General features: G+C 70.7%; 16 protein-coding genes and 1 riboswitch. Of the genes, 10 read left to right on the top strand and 6 right to left on the bottom strand.

Annotation, left to right across the window (positions count from 1 at the left end; all coding sequences use genetic code 11):
* Positions 1 to 12 precede the first annotated feature (12 nt).
* Complete coding sequence (locus tag ACFFQA_RS00660) at positions 13 to 411, top strand: cytochrome c oxidase subunit 4 (protein WP_377849523.1); 399 nt, start codon at positions 13 to 15, stop codon at positions 409 to 411.
* 126 nt (positions 412 to 537) lie between these two features.
* On the opposite strand, the gene ACFFQA_RS00665 is transcribed toward ACFFQA_RS00660, so the two are convergent.
* Positions 538 to 1,410 (bottom strand): DMT family transporter, encoded by an 873-nt coding sequence (locus ACFFQA_RS00665; RefSeq protein ID WP_377849524.1) that lies wholly within the window; start codon positions 1,408 to 1,410, stop codon positions 538 to 540.
* Positions 1,411 to 1,495: 85 nt separating this feature from the next.
* Between ACFFQA_RS00665 and ACFFQA_RS00670 the strand changes: the two genes are divergently transcribed.
* Together ACFFQA_RS00670 and ACFFQA_RS00675 are read left to right on the top strand one after the other, a co-directional pair.
* Positions 1,496 to 2,461 carry a GlxA family transcriptional regulator gene (locus tag ACFFQA_RS00670; RefSeq protein WP_377849525.1) on the top strand — a complete coding sequence of 322 codons (966 nt, stop codon included), beginning with the start codon at positions 1,496 to 1,498 and terminating at the stop codon, positions 2,459 to 2,461.
* 63 nt (positions 2,462 to 2,524) lie between these two features.
* On the top strand, positions 2,525 to 2,722 hold the full coding sequence (locus ACFFQA_RS00675; protein ID WP_377849526.1) for a hypothetical protein: 198 nt from the start codon (positions 2,525 to 2,527) through the stop codon (positions 2,720 to 2,722).
* Between the two features lie 49 nt (positions 2,723 to 2,771).
* Here ACFFQA_RS00675 and qcrB read toward each other — a convergent pair whose 3' ends face one another.
* The 4 genes from qcrB to ctaE form a co-directional block, all read right to left on the bottom strand.
* Positions 2,772 to 4,439 (bottom strand): cytochrome bc1 complex cytochrome b subunit, encoded by a 1,668-nt coding sequence (gene qcrB, locus ACFFQA_RS00680; protein WP_377849527.1) that lies wholly within the window; start codon positions 4,437 to 4,439, stop codon positions 2,772 to 2,774.
* On the bottom strand, positions 4,436 to 5,554 hold the full coding sequence (gene qcrA, locus ACFFQA_RS00685) for a cytochrome bc1 complex Rieske iron-sulfur subunit (RefSeq protein WP_377849528.1): 1,119 nt from the start codon (positions 5,552 to 5,554) through the stop codon (positions 4,436 to 4,438). The genes qcrB and qcrA overlap by 4 nt, the downstream gene beginning before the upstream one ends.
* Entirely contained in the window at positions 5,551 to 6,396 is an 846-nt protein-coding gene (qcrC, locus tag ACFFQA_RS00690) for a cytochrome bc1 complex diheme cytochrome c subunit (RefSeq protein WP_377849529.1), read from the bottom strand. Before qcrC ends, qcrA begins: the two co-directional genes overlap by 4 nt.
* A 96-nt stretch (positions 6,397 to 6,492) precedes the next feature.
* Positions 6,493 to 7,104, bottom strand: coding sequence for an aa3-type cytochrome oxidase subunit III (ctaE, locus tag ACFFQA_RS00695; RefSeq protein WP_377850186.1), 612 nt, complete (start codon positions 7,102 to 7,104; stop codon positions 6,493 to 6,495).
* Between the two features lie 285 nt (positions 7,105 to 7,389).
* On the opposite strand from ctaE, the gene ACFFQA_RS00700 reads away from it, so the two are divergent.
* Genes ACFFQA_RS00700 through ACFFQA_RS00715 form a run of 4 tightly spaced genes read left to right on the top strand, consistent with a single transcriptional unit; the run spans position 7,390 to position 9,671 of the window.
* Positions 7,390 to 7,800, top strand: a complete 411-nt coding sequence (locus tag ACFFQA_RS00700; protein WP_377849530.1) for a hypothetical protein — start codon at positions 7,390 to 7,392, stop codon at positions 7,798 to 7,800.
* A 13-nt stretch (positions 7,801 to 7,813) separates the two neighbouring features.
* Positions 7,814 to 8,872 carry an anthranilate phosphoribosyltransferase gene (gene trpD, locus ACFFQA_RS00705; RefSeq protein WP_377849532.1) on the top strand — a complete coding sequence of 353 codons (1,059 nt, stop codon included), beginning with the start codon at positions 7,814 to 7,816 and terminating at the stop codon, positions 8,870 to 8,872.
* A 27-nt stretch (positions 8,873 to 8,899) separates the two neighbouring features.
* A complete protein-coding gene (locus ACFFQA_RS00710) occupies positions 8,900 to 9,181 on the top strand; it encodes an Lrp/AsnC family transcriptional regulator (protein ID WP_377849533.1) in 282 nt (93 codons plus the stop codon).
* A 1-nt stretch (position 9,182) separates the two neighbouring features.
* A complete protein-coding gene (locus ACFFQA_RS00715) occupies positions 9,183 to 9,671 on the top strand; it encodes a TFIIB-type zinc ribbon-containing protein (protein ID WP_377849534.1) in 489 nt (162 codons plus the stop codon).
* A gap of 498 nt (positions 9,672 to 10,169) precedes the next feature.
* On the opposite strand, the gene ACFFQA_RS00720 is transcribed toward ACFFQA_RS00715, so the two are convergent.
* Entirely contained in the window at positions 10,170 to 11,909 is a 1,740-nt protein-coding gene (locus tag ACFFQA_RS00720; protein ID WP_377849535.1) for a DEDD exonuclease domain-containing protein, read from the bottom strand.
* Positions 11,910 to 12,060: 151 nt separating this feature from the next.
* On the opposite strand from ACFFQA_RS00720, the gene ACFFQA_RS00725 reads away from it, so the two are divergent.
* From ACFFQA_RS00725 to ACFFQA_RS00735, 3 genes are all read left to right on the top strand, one after another.
* Positions 12,061 to 13,422 carry an NYN domain-containing protein gene (locus tag ACFFQA_RS00725; RefSeq protein ID WP_377850187.1) on the top strand — a complete coding sequence of 454 codons (1,362 nt, stop codon included), beginning with the start codon at positions 12,061 to 12,063 and terminating at the stop codon, positions 13,420 to 13,422.
* 80 nt (positions 13,423 to 13,502) lie between these two features.
* Entirely contained in the window at positions 13,503 to 13,766 is a 264-nt protein-coding gene (locus tag ACFFQA_RS00730) for a hypothetical protein (protein WP_377849536.1), read from the top strand.
* A 158-nt stretch (positions 13,767 to 13,924) separates the two neighbouring features.
* Positions 13,925 to 14,064: riboswitch (cyclic di-AMP (ydaO/yuaA leader) on the top strand.
* Between the two features lie 73 nt (positions 14,065 to 14,137).
* Positions 14,138 to 15,127 carry an NlpC/P60 family protein gene (locus ACFFQA_RS00735; protein WP_377849537.1) on the top strand — a complete coding sequence of 330 codons (990 nt, stop codon included), beginning with the start codon at positions 14,138 to 14,140 and terminating at the stop codon, positions 15,125 to 15,127.
* Positions 15,128 to 15,205 lie beyond the last annotated feature (78 nt).

The following is a 15,205-nucleotide window of genomic DNA, read 5'->3' on the forward strand; positions in this document are numbered from 1 at the left end:
GAGGGCAAATCCATGAGGACCGAGGCACGGATCTTCGATCTGGTCACGGCGTTCTGTTTCGTGGCCGCGATCGCCTACGGCGTGCTGTCCCACGAGCCGGTCGGCACCGTGGCGATCAGCCTCACCGGCGGTCTGACCCTGATCGTCGGCACCTACCTGCGCTTCGTCGCGCGGCGCATCGAGCAGCGTCCCGAGGACAACGTGGACGCCGAGGTCAGCGACGGCGCTGGTGAGCTGGGCTTCTTCTCCCCGGGCAGCTACTGGCCGTTCGGGCTGGCGCTGGCGGCGGCCTTCACCGGTGTCGCACTGGCGTTCTTCAACGTGTGGATGATCGTGATCGGCGTGGTGATCGTGCTGATCTCGGTCGGCGGCCTGCTCTTCGAGTACCACGTGGGCCCCGACCACCACTGATCTCTCCCCAAAGCGGGCGCAAGGCACCCCCTTGCGCCCGCTTTTTTATGCCATTCGCGGGCTTATGGACGCCTGAGCGCGCTCAAAAGCGTCCATAAGCCCGCGAATGGCCGGAGGGAGCGCGGTTCAGGGGCGGGTGGGGAGTTTGTGGGCGAGTGCGCCGGCGACGATGGCGAGGATGCCCAGGGACTCCAGCAGGCTGACGTGGTGGCCGTAGACCGCGACGTCCACGATGAGGGCCACAGCGGGGTAGAGGAACGACAGCAGTGCGACGGTGGCCGTGGGCAGCACCCCGATGCTGCTGTACATCAGCACGTACATCAGGGCCGTGTGCACCGCGCCGAGCACCAGCAGCCACAACCAGCCCGAGCCGACCGGCGGCAGCGGCGTGATCAGCAGGGCCGGGGCGAGCACGAGGGTGCCCACCGCGCACTGCACCGCCGCCACGAGGTGGGGCTTCACGTGGGAGAGCTGCTTGGCCACCAAGGAAGCTCCCGCGTAGAGCGCCGCCGCTCCCAGCGCCAACGCGATGCCGACCAGGTCGACGGGCTGACCGTCCATGCCCTGACCGCCGAGGGAGATCAACACCACGCCCGCGAACGCGATCGCGCCGTGCCCGAGGTCCCTCCCACGGATCCGCTCACCGAGGACCACGCCCGCCAAGGCCAGCAACAGGAACGGCTGCGTGTGGTAGACGACCGTGGCCACCGACACCGAGGAGTGGGAGTACGAGGCGAACAGCAGCACCCAGTTCGCCACCAGCAGCACGCCGCCGAGCGCGGCGAGGCGGAGGTCCCGCGCGGACAACCGGAACCAGCCCTTCCACGCGCACCACAGCGCGAGCAGCAGCCCGCCGACGAGGCAGCGGGCGAAGGCCACCGCAGGGGCCGCCGCCCCGGACTCCACGACCGCCACGCCGATCGTGCCGGAGAGTGCCATCGCGCCCGCCCACTCCAGGGTGGCCCGCTTCGTGTCCGTACCTGCAACCGTCGTCGTCATGGGCAGAATCCTGCGCCGCGGGAAGGCGACCGACGAGTGGCGGAAACGCCATCGGGCGCAAAGCTTCTGACATACCCTGTCCGGCATGGCAGAGCTTCGGGTGGACCGGGTCGCGGTGGTGGTCGACGGGGTCGTGTCACCGTTCGAGCTGGGGGTCGCGTGCGAGGTCTTCGGCACCGACCGGGCCGCGTCCGGGATCGAGGGGTGGGAGTTCGCCGTGTGCTCGCCCGGCGGCAGGCCCGCGCGCGGCTGGTCCGGCTTCGGGCTGACCGACCTGGCCGATCTCGACGTGGCCGCGGCCGCCGACCTGATCATCCTGCCGACCTGCGCCGACCGGACCCAGGCGCCCTCGCCCGCCGTGAGCGAGCTGATCACGACCGCCGTAGCGGGTGGCGGGCTGGTCGCGGCGTTCTGCTCCGGGGTGTTCATGCTCGGCCACGCCGGACTGCTCGACGGGCGGGCGTGCGCCGTGCACTGGGTCTACGAAGCCGAGTTCCGCCACCGGTTTCCGCGTGCGCTGGTCGATCCGAACGCGTTGTACGTCGAGGACTCCGGCGTCTTCACCAGCGCGGGCACGGTGGCGGCCGTCGACCTGTGCCTGCACATCGTCCGGCGGACGCGGGGGTTGCGCGCCGCCACGGTGCTCGCCCGCCGGATGGTCGCCCCGCCGCACCGCGAGGGCGGGCAGGCGCAGTTCGTCGAGACCCCGGTCCCGGTGGCCGAGGACGACGTGCTCGCCGAGCTGCTGGAGTGGATCGAGCGCAGGCTCGACCAGCCGCTCACCGTCGCGGAGCTGGCTCGCCGCGCCGGGCTGGGGGAGCGCACGTTCCTGCGCCGCTTCGCCGCCGGGACGGGCACCACGCCGCATCGCTGGCTGACCCAGCGGCGGCTGGACCGGGCCCAGAGGCTGCTGGAGGACACCGAGCTCGGTGTCGACGAGATCGCCCTCGCCTGCGGTTACGGCTCAGCCGCCGCGCTGCGCCACCAGTTCGCCCGGCTGCGCGGGACCAGCCCCAGCTCTTATCGGAAGGCGTTCGGGTCAACCGGATGACCGACACCGCGGTCGGTCGGTCCACCGACGTCAGCGGGCAGGCCCAGGCCGACACTGGGGAGCATGCTCGAAGTCGTCGGAATCATCTGCGTCGTCCAGGGCTTCGGCTCGCTCGTCGTCAAGCACTTCGGTGGCAAGGACTGGCTCCTCATGGCCTGGGCGAGTGGTCACGGGCCCTGGGCGCACATCGCCGTCGGCGTGCTCGGCATCGTGCTGACCGCCGTGGGCGCGGCTTCCCGGCGCCGCTCGAACCGCGCCTAGGACAACGAAAAAGGCCCCGCCGGAGCGGGGCCTTCCTCGTTGTGACGGGTCAGTCCTTGGGCTGCTGCGGCTTGCCCGCGGAGATCTCCTTGCGCTCCGGCTCGGCGCCCGGGGTGAGGTCGCCCTCGCCGGTGCGGCGGGCCCGCTCCAGCGCGGCGGTCTCCTCCGCGGGGTCCGGGCGGAGCAGGCTGCCGGGGACCGGCTGGCCCGCGAAGCCCAGCTTGTTCATCTTCTTCGGCACCGACGTGCCCTGGTACTCCAGCGGGATCGGGTGGCCGTGGTCGTCCACCGGGCCCAGCGGCTGGTGGATCTCGATGAACTCACCGTGCGGCAGGCGCTTGATGATGCCGGTCTCGACACCGTGCTCCAGCACCTCGCGGTCCGAGCGCTGCATACCGATGCAGATCCGGTAGGTGACGTAGTAGGCGATCGGCGGCGCCAGCAGCGTCAGGATGCGGCCGCCCCACGTCATCGCGTTCAGCGAGATGTTGAAGTTGTCCGCGATCAGGTCGTTGAAGCCCGAGAGCGCCATGACCATGAAGAACGTGATCGCCATCATGCCCAGCGAGGTGCGTACCGGGGTGTCGCGCGGGCGCTGCAGCAGGTGGTGCGGGGCCTTGTCCTTGGTGAGCTTGGCCTCGATCCACGGGTAGGCGCCCGCGAGGGTGAACACGATGCCCATGCCGAGCACCAGCGGGAAGAAGATCGCCGGGATCATGAAGTCCCCGAGGTAGACCTCCCACGCGGGCCACAGGCGGCTCATGCCGTCGGTCCACGCCATGTACCAGTCGGGCTGCGAGCCCGCGGAGACCTGCGCGGCGTTGTACGGGCCGAAGTTCCAGATCGGGTTGATCTGGAAGACACCGGCCATGATCACGATCACGCCCGTGGTGACGGCGAAGAAGCCACCGGCCTTGGCCGCGAACAGCGGCAGGATGCGCACGCCGACCACGTTGTTCTCGGTGCGCCCGACACCGGGGAACTGGGTGTGCTTCTGGTACCAGACCAGCGCGAGGTGCGCGGCCACCAGACCGAGGATGATGCCCGGCAGCAGCAGGATGTGGATCGTGTAGAGGCGCGGGATGATCTCGGTGCCGGGGTACTCCCCGCCGAAGAGCGCCCAGTGGATGTAGGTGCCCAGGACCGGGATCGAGAGCACGATGCCGGAGCCGATGCGCAGGCCGGTGCCGGAGAGCAGGTCGTCGGGCAGCGAGTAGCCGGTGAAGCCCTCGAACATGCCCAGCACGAACAGCAGGATGCCGATGACCCAGTTGACCTCGCGCGGCTTGCGGAACGCGCCGGTGAAGAACACCCGGAGCATGTGCGCCACGATCGCGGCCATGAACAGCAGCGCCGCCCAGTGGTGCACCTGACGGGCGAACAGGCCGCCTCGGACCTCGAAGGAGATGTCCAGCGCGCTCTCGAACGCGCGGGACATCCACACGCCCTGGAGGTTGGTGAACGAGCCGTTGTACTGGACCTCCTCCATCGAGGGGTCGAAGAACAACGCGAGGTAGGTGCCCGACAGCAGCAGGATGATGAAGCTGTAGAGGGCGATCTCACCGAGCATGAACGACCAGTGGGTCGGGAAGACCTTGCTGATCTGGCGGCGCAGGCCGGACGCGGGGTGGTACCGGTCGTCGGCCCACTTCGCAGCCCCGCCGACCACCTTGCTCGCGGCGCTTGCCGACTTGGTCGGCGTGGTGATGGAACTCATGACTTACGCTCCCAGTAACCGGGGCCGATCGGCTCGATGAAGTCGCCGCGCGCGATCAGGTAACCGCTCTCGGGGTCAACCGTGATCGGCAGCTGCGGCAGCGACCTGGTCGCCGGGCCGAAGATCGGCTTGGCGTAGGTGAAGACGTCGAACTGCGACTGGTGGCACGGGCAGAGCAACCGGCCGGTCTGCTGCTCGAACAGCGAGGTCGGGCAGCCCAGGTGGGTGCAGATCTTGGAATAGGCGTAGTAGTCGCCGTAGTTGAAGTCCTCCTGGCCCTTGCGCTTGACGACCTTCTGGCCGGGGCGCAGGCGGATCAGCATGACCGGGCTGTCGGAGCGGCGGACGCCCTTGATCAGCGCGTGCTCGTCGTTGCGCTCGGACTCCTTGAACGGGAAGACGGTCTCGAAGCCGCCCGCGTCCAGGTCCTCCGGCCGCACCAGCACGACCTTGTGCGGGTCGCCGACGTCGCGGCGCAGGAAGACCTTCTCGCCGTTCTCCGAGCTCCAGCCGGTGACCAGCAGGTCGGACTTGTCGCCCTTGGCCCACGGGTTCTTCACCAGGCCACCGAGGGCGAACACGCCGACGCCGAGGCCGAACACCCCGGCCGCCGCGCCCGCCGTGCGGGTGATCAGCTTGCGCCGGGCGAGGCCGCTGTGCGCGCCCGCGTCGGCCAGGATCGCCGCGGTGGTCTTCTGGTCGAACTCGCTGGAGCCCTCGCCGTGCCGCTGCTGCACGGCGGTCTCGTCGGGCAGCAGCTTCTTCGCGTAGGCGATCACGCCGATGCCCAGCGCGAAGACGCTCAGACCCAGGGTCACGCCCAGCATCGGGGTGTGCAGGTCGTAGAGGAAGCTGCCCGAGGTGTCCGGCGTGCGGTACTCGTGCGGCCACAGGAAGTAGACGGCGATGAAGCCGAGCGCGGAGACGATGGCCAGGGCGAACCAGAAGGCAACGCCCCGGACCGCCCGCTTCTCGGCGCGGGTGCCCGGCACCGGGAACCGCTCGACCCGGCGCTCGATGACGACGTGGTCCGCCGCGAGACCGGCGGCGACGAGCTCGTCCCTGCTCATCTCAGCGAGTTCTGCCTCGCTCGGGGTGCGCTGCTGCTCGCTCATGCCTTGCTTCCCATCCACACGGTCACGCCGATCAGCGCGGCGAGCCCGATGATCCACGCGATCAGACCCTCGGTACCGGGGCCGAGGCCGCCGAGAGAGTTGCCGCCGGGGTTGTTGTTGCCGTCCGTCACCGACTTGACGTAGGCGATGATGTCCTTCTTCTCGTCCGGCGAGAGCTGCCGGTCGGAGAACTTCGGCATGTTCTGCGGACCGGTGAGCATCGCCGTGTAGAGCTGGTCCTCGGTCACGCCGTCCAGGTGCGGGGCGAACTTGCCCGAGGACAGCGCGCCGCCACGACCGGTGAAGTTGTGGCACGAGGCGCAGTTGAGCCGGAACAGCTCGCCACCGCGGGCCGGGTTCTCACCGCGCAGCGCGGCGCCGGACTCCTGGGGTCTCTGCGGACCGCCACCGGTGGACTGGATGAACGCCCCGAGCGCGTCGATCTGCTCCGGGGTGTACTTCTCGGGCTTGCGCTGCGCCTGGGCCTCCTGGCGCACCATCGGCATCCGGCCGGAGGAGACCTGGAAGTACACGGCCGCCTCGCCGACGCCGATCAGGCTCGGACCCCGGTCCTCGACACCCTGCAGGTTGGCGCCGTGGCAGGTGATGCAGGCGTTGTTGTAGATCTGCTCACCCTGGCGGACCAGGGCGGGATCGTCGGCGGCCTGCGCCTTGTGCGGCTCGGTCACCGCGCCGGAGTACAGCGCGCCCGCTCCGACGAGAGCGACACCCAGCGCCAGCAGACCGGAGAGCCGACGCCGCAGCTTGGTGCGCGGCCGGCGGTTCCGTTCTGCGCCACGTCCTCCCGCTCCCGCGGAGGCGGCGTCTTTCCTGGTGGTCATGTCTGCGGCAACCCTTGCTGTCGAGTTCGGGGCTCGTTGAGTGCGTACCGGGTGTCGGTGCCACTGGTGGCACCGCGCCGATGGTGGGTACGCACGTCAGGGAATGAGGTAGATACAGGCGAAGAGGCCGACCCAGACGATGTCGACGAAGTGCCAGTAGTAGGACACGACGATGGCCGCCGTCGCTTGCGCCGGGGTGAACTTGCTCAGCTTGGTACGGGCGATCAGGAACCCGAAGGCGATCAGACCGCCGATCACGTGAAGGCCGTGGAAGCCGGTGGTCAGGTAGAACACCGTTCCGTAGGCGGAGGACGAGATGGACGTGTGGTGCTCGGTGACCAGCGTGATGTACTCGCCGACCTGGCCGCCCACGAAGATCGCACCCATGATCAGGGTGATCGTGTACCAGAGGCGCAGGCCGAACACGTCGCCCTGCTCCGCCTTGAAGACGCCCCACTGACACGTGAAGGACGACGCCACCAGGATGACGGTGAAGAACAGGGCGTAGGGCAGGTTGAGTTCGGTGGGCGCGGGAGGCCACGCGCCCTCGTTCTGGGCCTTCACCGTGAAGAACATGGCGAAGAGACCGGCGAAGAACATGAGTTCGCTGGAGAGCCAGACGATGGTGCCCACGCTGACCATGTTGGGACGGTTCAGCGAGTGCACCCGTTGGCCGATTGAGGGCGCTGCCGTTGTCACGCGACGCATTATGGCTTGCAGGGATTGCGCCTGCAGGGGCGGGTCCACGGCAAGTCGTCGCAGTGTCCGGGCACACACGGTGAGTCAGAGCGTCCACACGCGCCGTGAGCGTCCGGAGCGGAGGCGCTGCCGCGGTGTCGGGGAGGCGCTATAGCATCGGGCCCGGGTTCGGTGGAGCGGGTCGTTCCCGTTCGTTCCTACCGCAGCCTCGGGCGCGTTCCGAGCGCGGTCACTCCACCGGGGGAGGCCCCCAAGACGTTGACCGGGACAGTGATGTCGGGAGGACACCCGCCGATGAGCACGCAGGCCATGACCGTTCTGGTGTTCAGCCACCGCGCCGAGGTGCGTGAGGCGATCATCACCGCAGTGGGCCGCAGGCCCGCCCCCGACCTGGGGCGGGTGCGCTACATCGAGGCCGAGACCGTGGCCGAGGTGCTCTCCGAGATGGACTCGGGCGCGATCGACCTGGCGATCCTGGACGGCGAGGCCCAGCCCACCGGCGGCATGGGGCTCTCCCGCCAGGTCAAGAACGAGATCGACGCCTGCCCGCCGGTGATCGTCGCGGTCCGCCGCAAGGACGACCGCTGGCTGGCCACCTGGTCCCAGGCGGACGCGGTGCTGGTGCACCCGCTCGACCCGCTGGCGTCGGCGGAGACCGTGGCCGAGGTGCTGCGCTCCCACCGGCTGCCCGCGGTGCGCGGCTGAGGACGGCGCGGTGATGGCCGGCACCGAGAGCACGTGGCCCGCGCTGCTGGGCAAGCTCGTCGGCGGGCAGCACTGCTCAGCGCAGGAGACCCGCTGGGCCATGGACCAGGTGATGTCCGGCAACGCGACGGTCGCCCAGGTGACCGCGCTCGCGGTGGCACTGCGCGCCAAGGGCGAGACCGCCGAGGAGGTGGCGGGCATGGCCGAGGCGATGCTCGACCACGCCCGGCGGGTGCGGGTGGACGTCCGGGCGGTGGACATCGTCGGCACCGGCGGCGACCGCTCCGGCACGGTCAACATCTCCACGATGGCCTCGATCGTCACGGCGGCGGCCGGGGTACCGGTGGTCAAGCACGGCAACCGCGCGGCGTCCTCGCAGTGCGGAACGGCCGACGTGCTCGAAGCGCTCGGCGTCGCGATCGACCTGCCCCCGGCCGGGGTGGAGCGCACCGTCGCCGAGCTGGGCATCGGCTTCTGCTTCGCGCCGGTGTTCCACCCGGCGATGCGCCACACCGGCCAGATGCGCAGCGAGATCCGCATCCCCACGGTCTTCAACCTGCTCGGCCCGCTGAGCAACCCGGCCCAGCCGTCGGCGGGCCTGATCGGCTGCGCCGACGCGAGGATCGCGCCGCTGATGGCGGAGGTCTTCGCCGAGCGCGGGCACAGCGTGCTCGTGGTCCGCGGCGACGACGGGCTCGACGAGCTGACCACGACCACGACCAGCTCGGTGTGGGTGGTCACCGACGGCCAGGTGCGCGGGGAGACGCTGGACCCGGCCGAGCTCGGCGTGCCGACGTGTGATCCCGCCGACCTGCTCGGCGGCGACGCCTCGGTGAACGCGCTCGCGGTGCACAAGCTGCTCAGTGGCGAGCGCGGCGCGGTGCGCGATGCCGTGCTGCTCAACGCCGCGGGCGCGGTGGCCGCGTACTCCGGCACCTCCGACAACCTCGTCGCGGACCTGCGGGCCGCGATGGACCGGGTCGCCGAGGCGGTGGACTCCGGTGCGGCGGCGCGGCTGCTGGAGTCCTGGGCGCGGCGCTCGACCGAACTGCGCGCTGAACTCGTCCGCTAGACCACCGAGTTGCCGAGGAGCACACCCGTGATCAACGCCATCGTCCTGATCCAGGCCGAGGCCGGCGCCATCCCGGAGATCGCCCAGGAGATCGCCGACATCAACGGCGTCACCGAGGTCTACTCCTGCGCGGGTGACGTGGACCTGATCGCCCTGGTCAAGGTGCCAACGCACGAGGACCTCGCCGACATGGTGCCCGGCCGCATCGGCAAGGTGGACGGGGTGCTCAACACCGACACCCACATCGCCTTCCGCTCCTACTCCAAGCGGGACACGGAGGCGGCGTTCTCCATCGGCCTGGACGACTGAGGTGTCCTCCCGCTTCCGGGACCGGCAGGTCACGGCGTGGGAGTTCACCGACGAGGTCCTGGTCCACTGCCCGCGCTGCCGGGGCAGGGCGGTGCTGGTCCCGCCACCGGGTACGTCCACGGCGGACAGCCGGTGGCGGCGTCGCCTGGTGTGCCCGGCCTGCGGCCACGCCGAGGACCTCACCTCGCACGTGGTCGCCTACCCGGGCAACCAGGGCCGCCCCGACCTGTGCGACCCGTTCGACCTCGGCCTGCGCCTGTTCCTCCAGGTCCCGTGCCGCGGTGAGGTCCTGTGGGCCTTCAACCACGCGCACGTGGACTACCTGGAGTCCTGTGTTGCGGCGTCCCTCCGTGAACGTTCCCGGAGGCCGGACGCCCCGAACGCCTGGCACCGCCGCATGACCATGACGGCCAAGCTCCCCGCCTGGGTCAAGTCCGCCAAGAACCGCGACGAGGTCCGCCGAGCCCTGGCCCGCCTCCGCGCCCTGTAGACCTCGTGCGGGTGGGTCGTCCTGCCAGTTAGTCCACTGTGGACGTTCGCGTGGCCGCGCGAGCGCGGCTCCTGTGAGTCACCCAAGCGGTGAGATGACCGTGCCCTGGTCAGAGGCCGTCCCGCAGGACATGGTCCAGTCGTGCACGCCCCCGGTGGCTCGCGATTCTCGGGGCGCGGAGGTTCCGCTGCGCAGGTCTTGGTGGGCGTGATTCTCGGAGCCGCGGAGACCCCGGCGCCTGTCCCGATGGGCGAGATCGTCCGCAGGGGTGGCCATGCCGCAGGAGGGGTCCTCGACGAGGGGTGCCGGCGTGGTCGGCGGGCGAGGGTGGCTTTCGCCCGCGTGGGGGACCCCCCGATTCAAGGGTGCGGTGACCGGGCGGGTGGGCGCAAGCTGTGGGCCGCTGTGGGCGGATTTCCTTTCACCGCACCACGTTCCGTCCAGTGCTGGTCGTGGGCAGGGAACGGTGACGCTCAGCCGCCCAGCCACCCAGCCGGGTCAGTCGGGGAGGCGGTGGGCTTCGCGGCCGGCTTCGGCGCGGGCAACCCAGGGGCGCCAGGACGCTGCGGCGCGGGCTGGTTCCGCCCAGGGCACGTCGCAGTGCACCAGGCGCGTTCCCGGGCGCTCCAGCCAGCGCAGCACGACCGAGACCTCGTCGGCCGGGGCTCCGCGCAGTGGGCCGTCGTCCGGCAGGACCGTCTCCGCCGAGGCGATCAGCGCGTCCACCACCGGCATCGGCCGCACTCCGCGCCGCGCCGTGCCCGCCGAGGCCAGCCTGCCGTGCCTGATCACCGCGAAGTCCCAGCCGCCCGCGCCGTCCGGTCGGGCCGCCACCAGTTCGGCGAGCGCGGCCAGCGTCGCCAGCCGCTGACCTCGGTCCAGCGCGCGGACCAACGCGATCAGCCGGTCCCGCTCCGCGCTCGCCTTCTCGAAGCGCTCCGCGACGGCCAGCCGCTCCAACTGTTCGGCGAGCACCGCCAGCGCGTCCACCGACTCGCCGGTGAACAACCGCCGCACCTCGTGCACCGCGGGTGCGTAGTCCTCGACGGTCTGCCTGCCCGCACACGGGGCCTGACAGCGCCCCAGGTCGGCCAGCGCGCACGGTGCGCCTTTCGGTGCGCGAGCCGGAATCCGTTGCGTGCAGCGGCGAACGGGGAGCGCGTCTTGGAGCGCCTCCACGGCTTCCGTCGCCGCGCCGTGGGAGGAGAACGGTCCGAAAGCGCCCGCTCTCGGGCTCGACACGACCGACAGGCGTGGGAAGGCCTCCTCGGTCAGCACCACCCACCAGCGCCGGTGCGGGTTGGTGGACCGGCGGTTGTACCGAGGGCGGTGCGCCGCGAGCAGCCGCAGCTCGCGCACCTCCGCCTCCAGCGAGTGCGAGCAGACCACGACGTCCACCCGCTCGGCGATGCCGACCATCTCGCGCACCCGGCGACGTCCTTCACTCGCCGTGAAGTACTGCCGCACCCGGCGCCGGAGATCGCTCGCCGTGCCGACGTAGAGCACCTCCTCGCGCGGGCCGCGGAACAGGTAGACACCGGGCGCGTGCGGCAGGTCCCTTGCCAGCTCCCGTTTGCGGCGCTGCGCCGGAGTGACCTCCGGCAGGTAGCCGATCAGCTCCTCCAGCGTGTGCACGCCGAGCCCGCCGACCCGTTCCAGCAGCCCGTGCAGCACGTCCACCGTGGCGCGGGCGTCGTCGAGGGCCCGGTGGGTCGGCGTGGTCGTCGCGCCGAACAGGTCGGCCAGCGCGGACAACCGGCAGCTCGGCGCCTCCTCCCTGGTCAGCACCCGCCGCGCCAGCCGGACCGTGCACAACGTGGTGCGGCGTGGCCAGGTGTGGCCATGTCGTTCCGCCGCCGCGCGCAGGAACCCGATGTCGAACGCGGCGTTGTGCGCGACCAGCACCGCCTGGCCGACGAACTCCAGGAAGGCGGGCAGCACGCTCGCCATCGTGGGCGCGCCGGTGACCATCGCCTGGGTGATTCCGGTCAGGGAGACAATGTTCGGCGGAATCCCACGTTCGGGGTCGACCAATGTGCCGAACTCGCCGATCACCTCGCCGCCGCGGACCTTCACCGCGCCGATCTCGGTGACCGCGTCCTCGGCCGCGCTGCCGCCCGTGGTCTCCAGGTCCACCACGACGAAAGTGGTCTCGCGCAACGGGGTGCCCAGCTCGTCGAAGGAGAGCTGGGCGTCCTCGGGCTCGCGCGCGGCGCCACCGGCTGCCGTGATCGTCATCGGTGATGACGCTAGGCCAGGGGTCTGACAGGCTCGCCCGCGACCAAGCCAGCTGTGTCCTCGGCGGGCCAGGCCGTAGCCTGGGGCGGTGTCAGCCCACGAACAGCCATCCGGTGGCGAACAGCCTGATCCGGGCGACCGGCGGTCCACGATGGACGGTCAGCCGGCCGTCGCGGGCGAAGACCCGCTCGCGGGGTCGAGCATGGGCGATGTGGCTGGCTCCGACGAAATCTCGGACTGGGGCGGGATTCCCGACCCGATCCGCGCCCGCCTCGCCGAGCTCGCCGCGGAGGCGCTCGGCACGCTGCCCAGGATCGACGTCCCGCAGACGCTGCGCGCGGTCGCCAAGTTCGCCCCGGCCAAGCGCGCCCGCCTCGGTGCGGGGCCGCTGCTGGCCGCGCTCCGCGACCACCAGGGCTTCCGCACCGCGGTCGTCGAGTGGTGCCGCGAGCACCGGCCCTCGGTGCTGGAGCTCACCCCCTCCGACGCCGTGGCGTCGGGCGCGGCGGCGGTGCTGACCGGCGCCGAGACGACCCAGCTCTACATCGAGCTGGTCGCGCGGCGCACCGAGGACGCCCACCTGCGTGCCGAGCGCGACACGGCGATCACGAAGGCCGACAAGCTCGTTGCGGAGACCGAACGGCTGCAAGCCGAGCTCGACGTGGCCAAGGGCGCGGTGGAGCGGGTGAACACCGACCGCGAGGCGGAGCTGGAGAAGCTGCGCAAGCGACTCCGCGAGCAGGGCGTTCGGCTCAAGCAGGCCCGGGACGAGGCGGCGGCCGCCGCCGAGGAGCTCGAACGCAGCAGGGCCGAGTTCGCCGAGGAGACGAAGGCGCTGCGGGCCGCGAGGGACCGCGAGCGCGAGCGCGCGGAGCTGGAGCGCAACCGCGCGGCGAGGGCCAAGGAGGACGCGGAGATCGCCCGCCAGTCCGCCCGGGAGGCCCGCCAGGCCGACGAGGTCCGGTTGGAGCTGCTGGTCGAGACCCTCTCGGGCGCCGTGACCGGGCTGCGCCGTGAGCTCGCGCTCGGCGGCAGCGGGCCGCGCCCCGCCGACATGGTGCGCGGCGCGACGACTGCTCAGGGCACGGTGGGCCGCGTCGAGGACCCGGCCGCGCTGGACCGGCTGCTGGCGTTGCCCAGCGTGCACCTGGTGGTGGACGGCTACAACGTCACCAAGACGGGCTATCCCGACCTGACCCTCTCCGACCAGCGCGAGCGGCTGAACCAGCAGCTCGCCGCCCTCGCGGCGCGGACCGGGGCCGAGGTCACGGTCGTCTTCGACGGCGCGGGCGTCGTCGCGGTGCCGCAGGCGCCGCCGAGGGGGGTCCGCGTCCTGTTCAGCGATCCCGGGGTGCTCGCCGACGACGTGATCCGCGCGTTGGTCACGGCGGAGCCCGAGGGAAGGCCGGTGGTCGTGGCCACCTCCGACCGGGCGGTCGCGGACTCGGTGCGTCGCCGCGGGGCCCATCCCGTTCCCTCGGCGGTGTTGATCGCGCGCCTCGGACGGGTGTGAGACGCAGGTCTCTTTCGACTTTGCCGGAGCCGCCCCCTAAGCTCTTCGTTCGAACATATGATCGAACGGAGGTGGACGGCGTGATCGTCGACTGCGACGGCTGCGAGCTGCGGGGCGATGCCTGCCACGACTGCGTCATCGCGGTGCTGATCGGTGTTCCGCCGGAGGTGCCGCCGCGGCCGGGACTGACGGAACCGCAGGTGGCGGTGTCCGTCGCGGTGGACGCGCTGGCCGAGGCCGCCGCGCTGCCGAGGCTGCGGCTGGTGCCGGTCAAGGGGCGGATCCACGTCGAAGCCGAACGGTCGGGAGATGACGCTGAACGGGAGCGCCTGCGGGTCGGCTGATCAGAGCAACCGGTCACAAGGCGCAGCGTTCGTTACGCCGAACGATGCCTTGTGCGCATTTTCACGACTTTCTCTTGGGGGCCTGTGGACGCCAGGTCTCACGTTTCGTAACCTAGCCGAGATTTCGCGGCCAGCAGCCGTCCACAGCGGACGGCTCCGCGTCATCACCGCCGAATCGGCCAGTCGGGGTGCCGAACCGGGGACCCAGTGAGTTGGGGTGAGTCCGGCCCAGCGCCGGTAGGGCAGCTTCGGGCCCGAACCCGTCAGCTAACCCGGTAGGCGGTCGAAGCACGAAGGAGCAATGCGTCGACGTGGCGTCGAACCGACTGAAGCGCACGATGCGTGGGGCACTGACCGCCAGCGCTGTTGCCGTGGCCGTGAGTATGGTTCCGGCGACTCCGGCACTCGCAGACCCGGACACCCCCGCCAATGCCTCCGAGGCCCTCAAGCAGCTCAAGGCCCTCAGCGACGAGGCCGAGAAGCTCACCGAGGAGCTGCACAAGGCCAACGACGACCTCAAGGCCAAGGAGGCCGAGGTCAACAAGGCCAACGAGGAGCTCGTCAAGGCCAACGCCGCAGGTGACCTCGCCAGAAAGCAGGAAGGCGAGCTCCGCGGCCAGGTCGACCAGCTGGCCAGCTCCTCCTTCCAGGGCACCCGCATCAACCACATCAGTGCCCTGCTGTTGAGCAAGTCCCCCAACGAGTTCCTCGACAAGCTCTCCGTGGTCGACCTGATCACCAGTGAGAGCAAGGACTCGATGGACAAGCTCAACGCCACCATCGAGCAGGCCAAGACCGCCGCTCGCCTTGCCGACGAGGCCAAGGCCAGGGCCGCCCAGGCGGCCGAGGCCTCCGCGAAGATCAAGACTGATCTGGAGAACCGCAAGAAGGAAGCGGCCCAGAAGCAGGAGAAGGCCAAGCAGCAGCTCGACCGGCTCAGCTCCGCGGAGAAGAAGAAGCTCGCGGACCAGGGGCTGGACGTCGACCTGTCGAACCTGCCGGACGGCGGGATCGGCGCGGCGGCCCTGAAGATCGCCGTGACCCAGAAGGGCAAGCCCTACGTGTGGGGCGCCGAGGGCCCGGACTCCTACGACTGCTCCGGCCTGACCTCCTGGGCCTTCGGCAAGGTGGGCGTCAAGCTCCCCCGTTCCAGCGCCGCGCAGTCCAAGGTCGGCGCCGTCGTCCCGATGAACAACCGGGACGCGTGGCGGCCGGGTGACCTGCTCTTCTTCGGGCAGAAGGTGCACCACGTCGCCATCTACGCGGGCAACGGCATGCAGTTCCACGCCTCGACCAGCGGCCAGCCGCTGAAGTTCGACAAGGTGCAGAGCGGTCTCTCCGGCGTTCGCCGGATGGGCTGATCTTCCGCTCAGTGATCACACTTCGAGGCCGGTCCCCCTAGTGGGCTACCGGCCTCGAAGCATTGCTGGCCCTACCAT

It is taken from the genome of Allokutzneria oryzae, from assembly GCF_042429765.1.
Taxonomy (GTDB): Bacteria; Actinomycetota; Actinomycetes; order Mycobacteriales; family Pseudonocardiaceae; genus Allokutzneria; species Allokutzneria oryzae.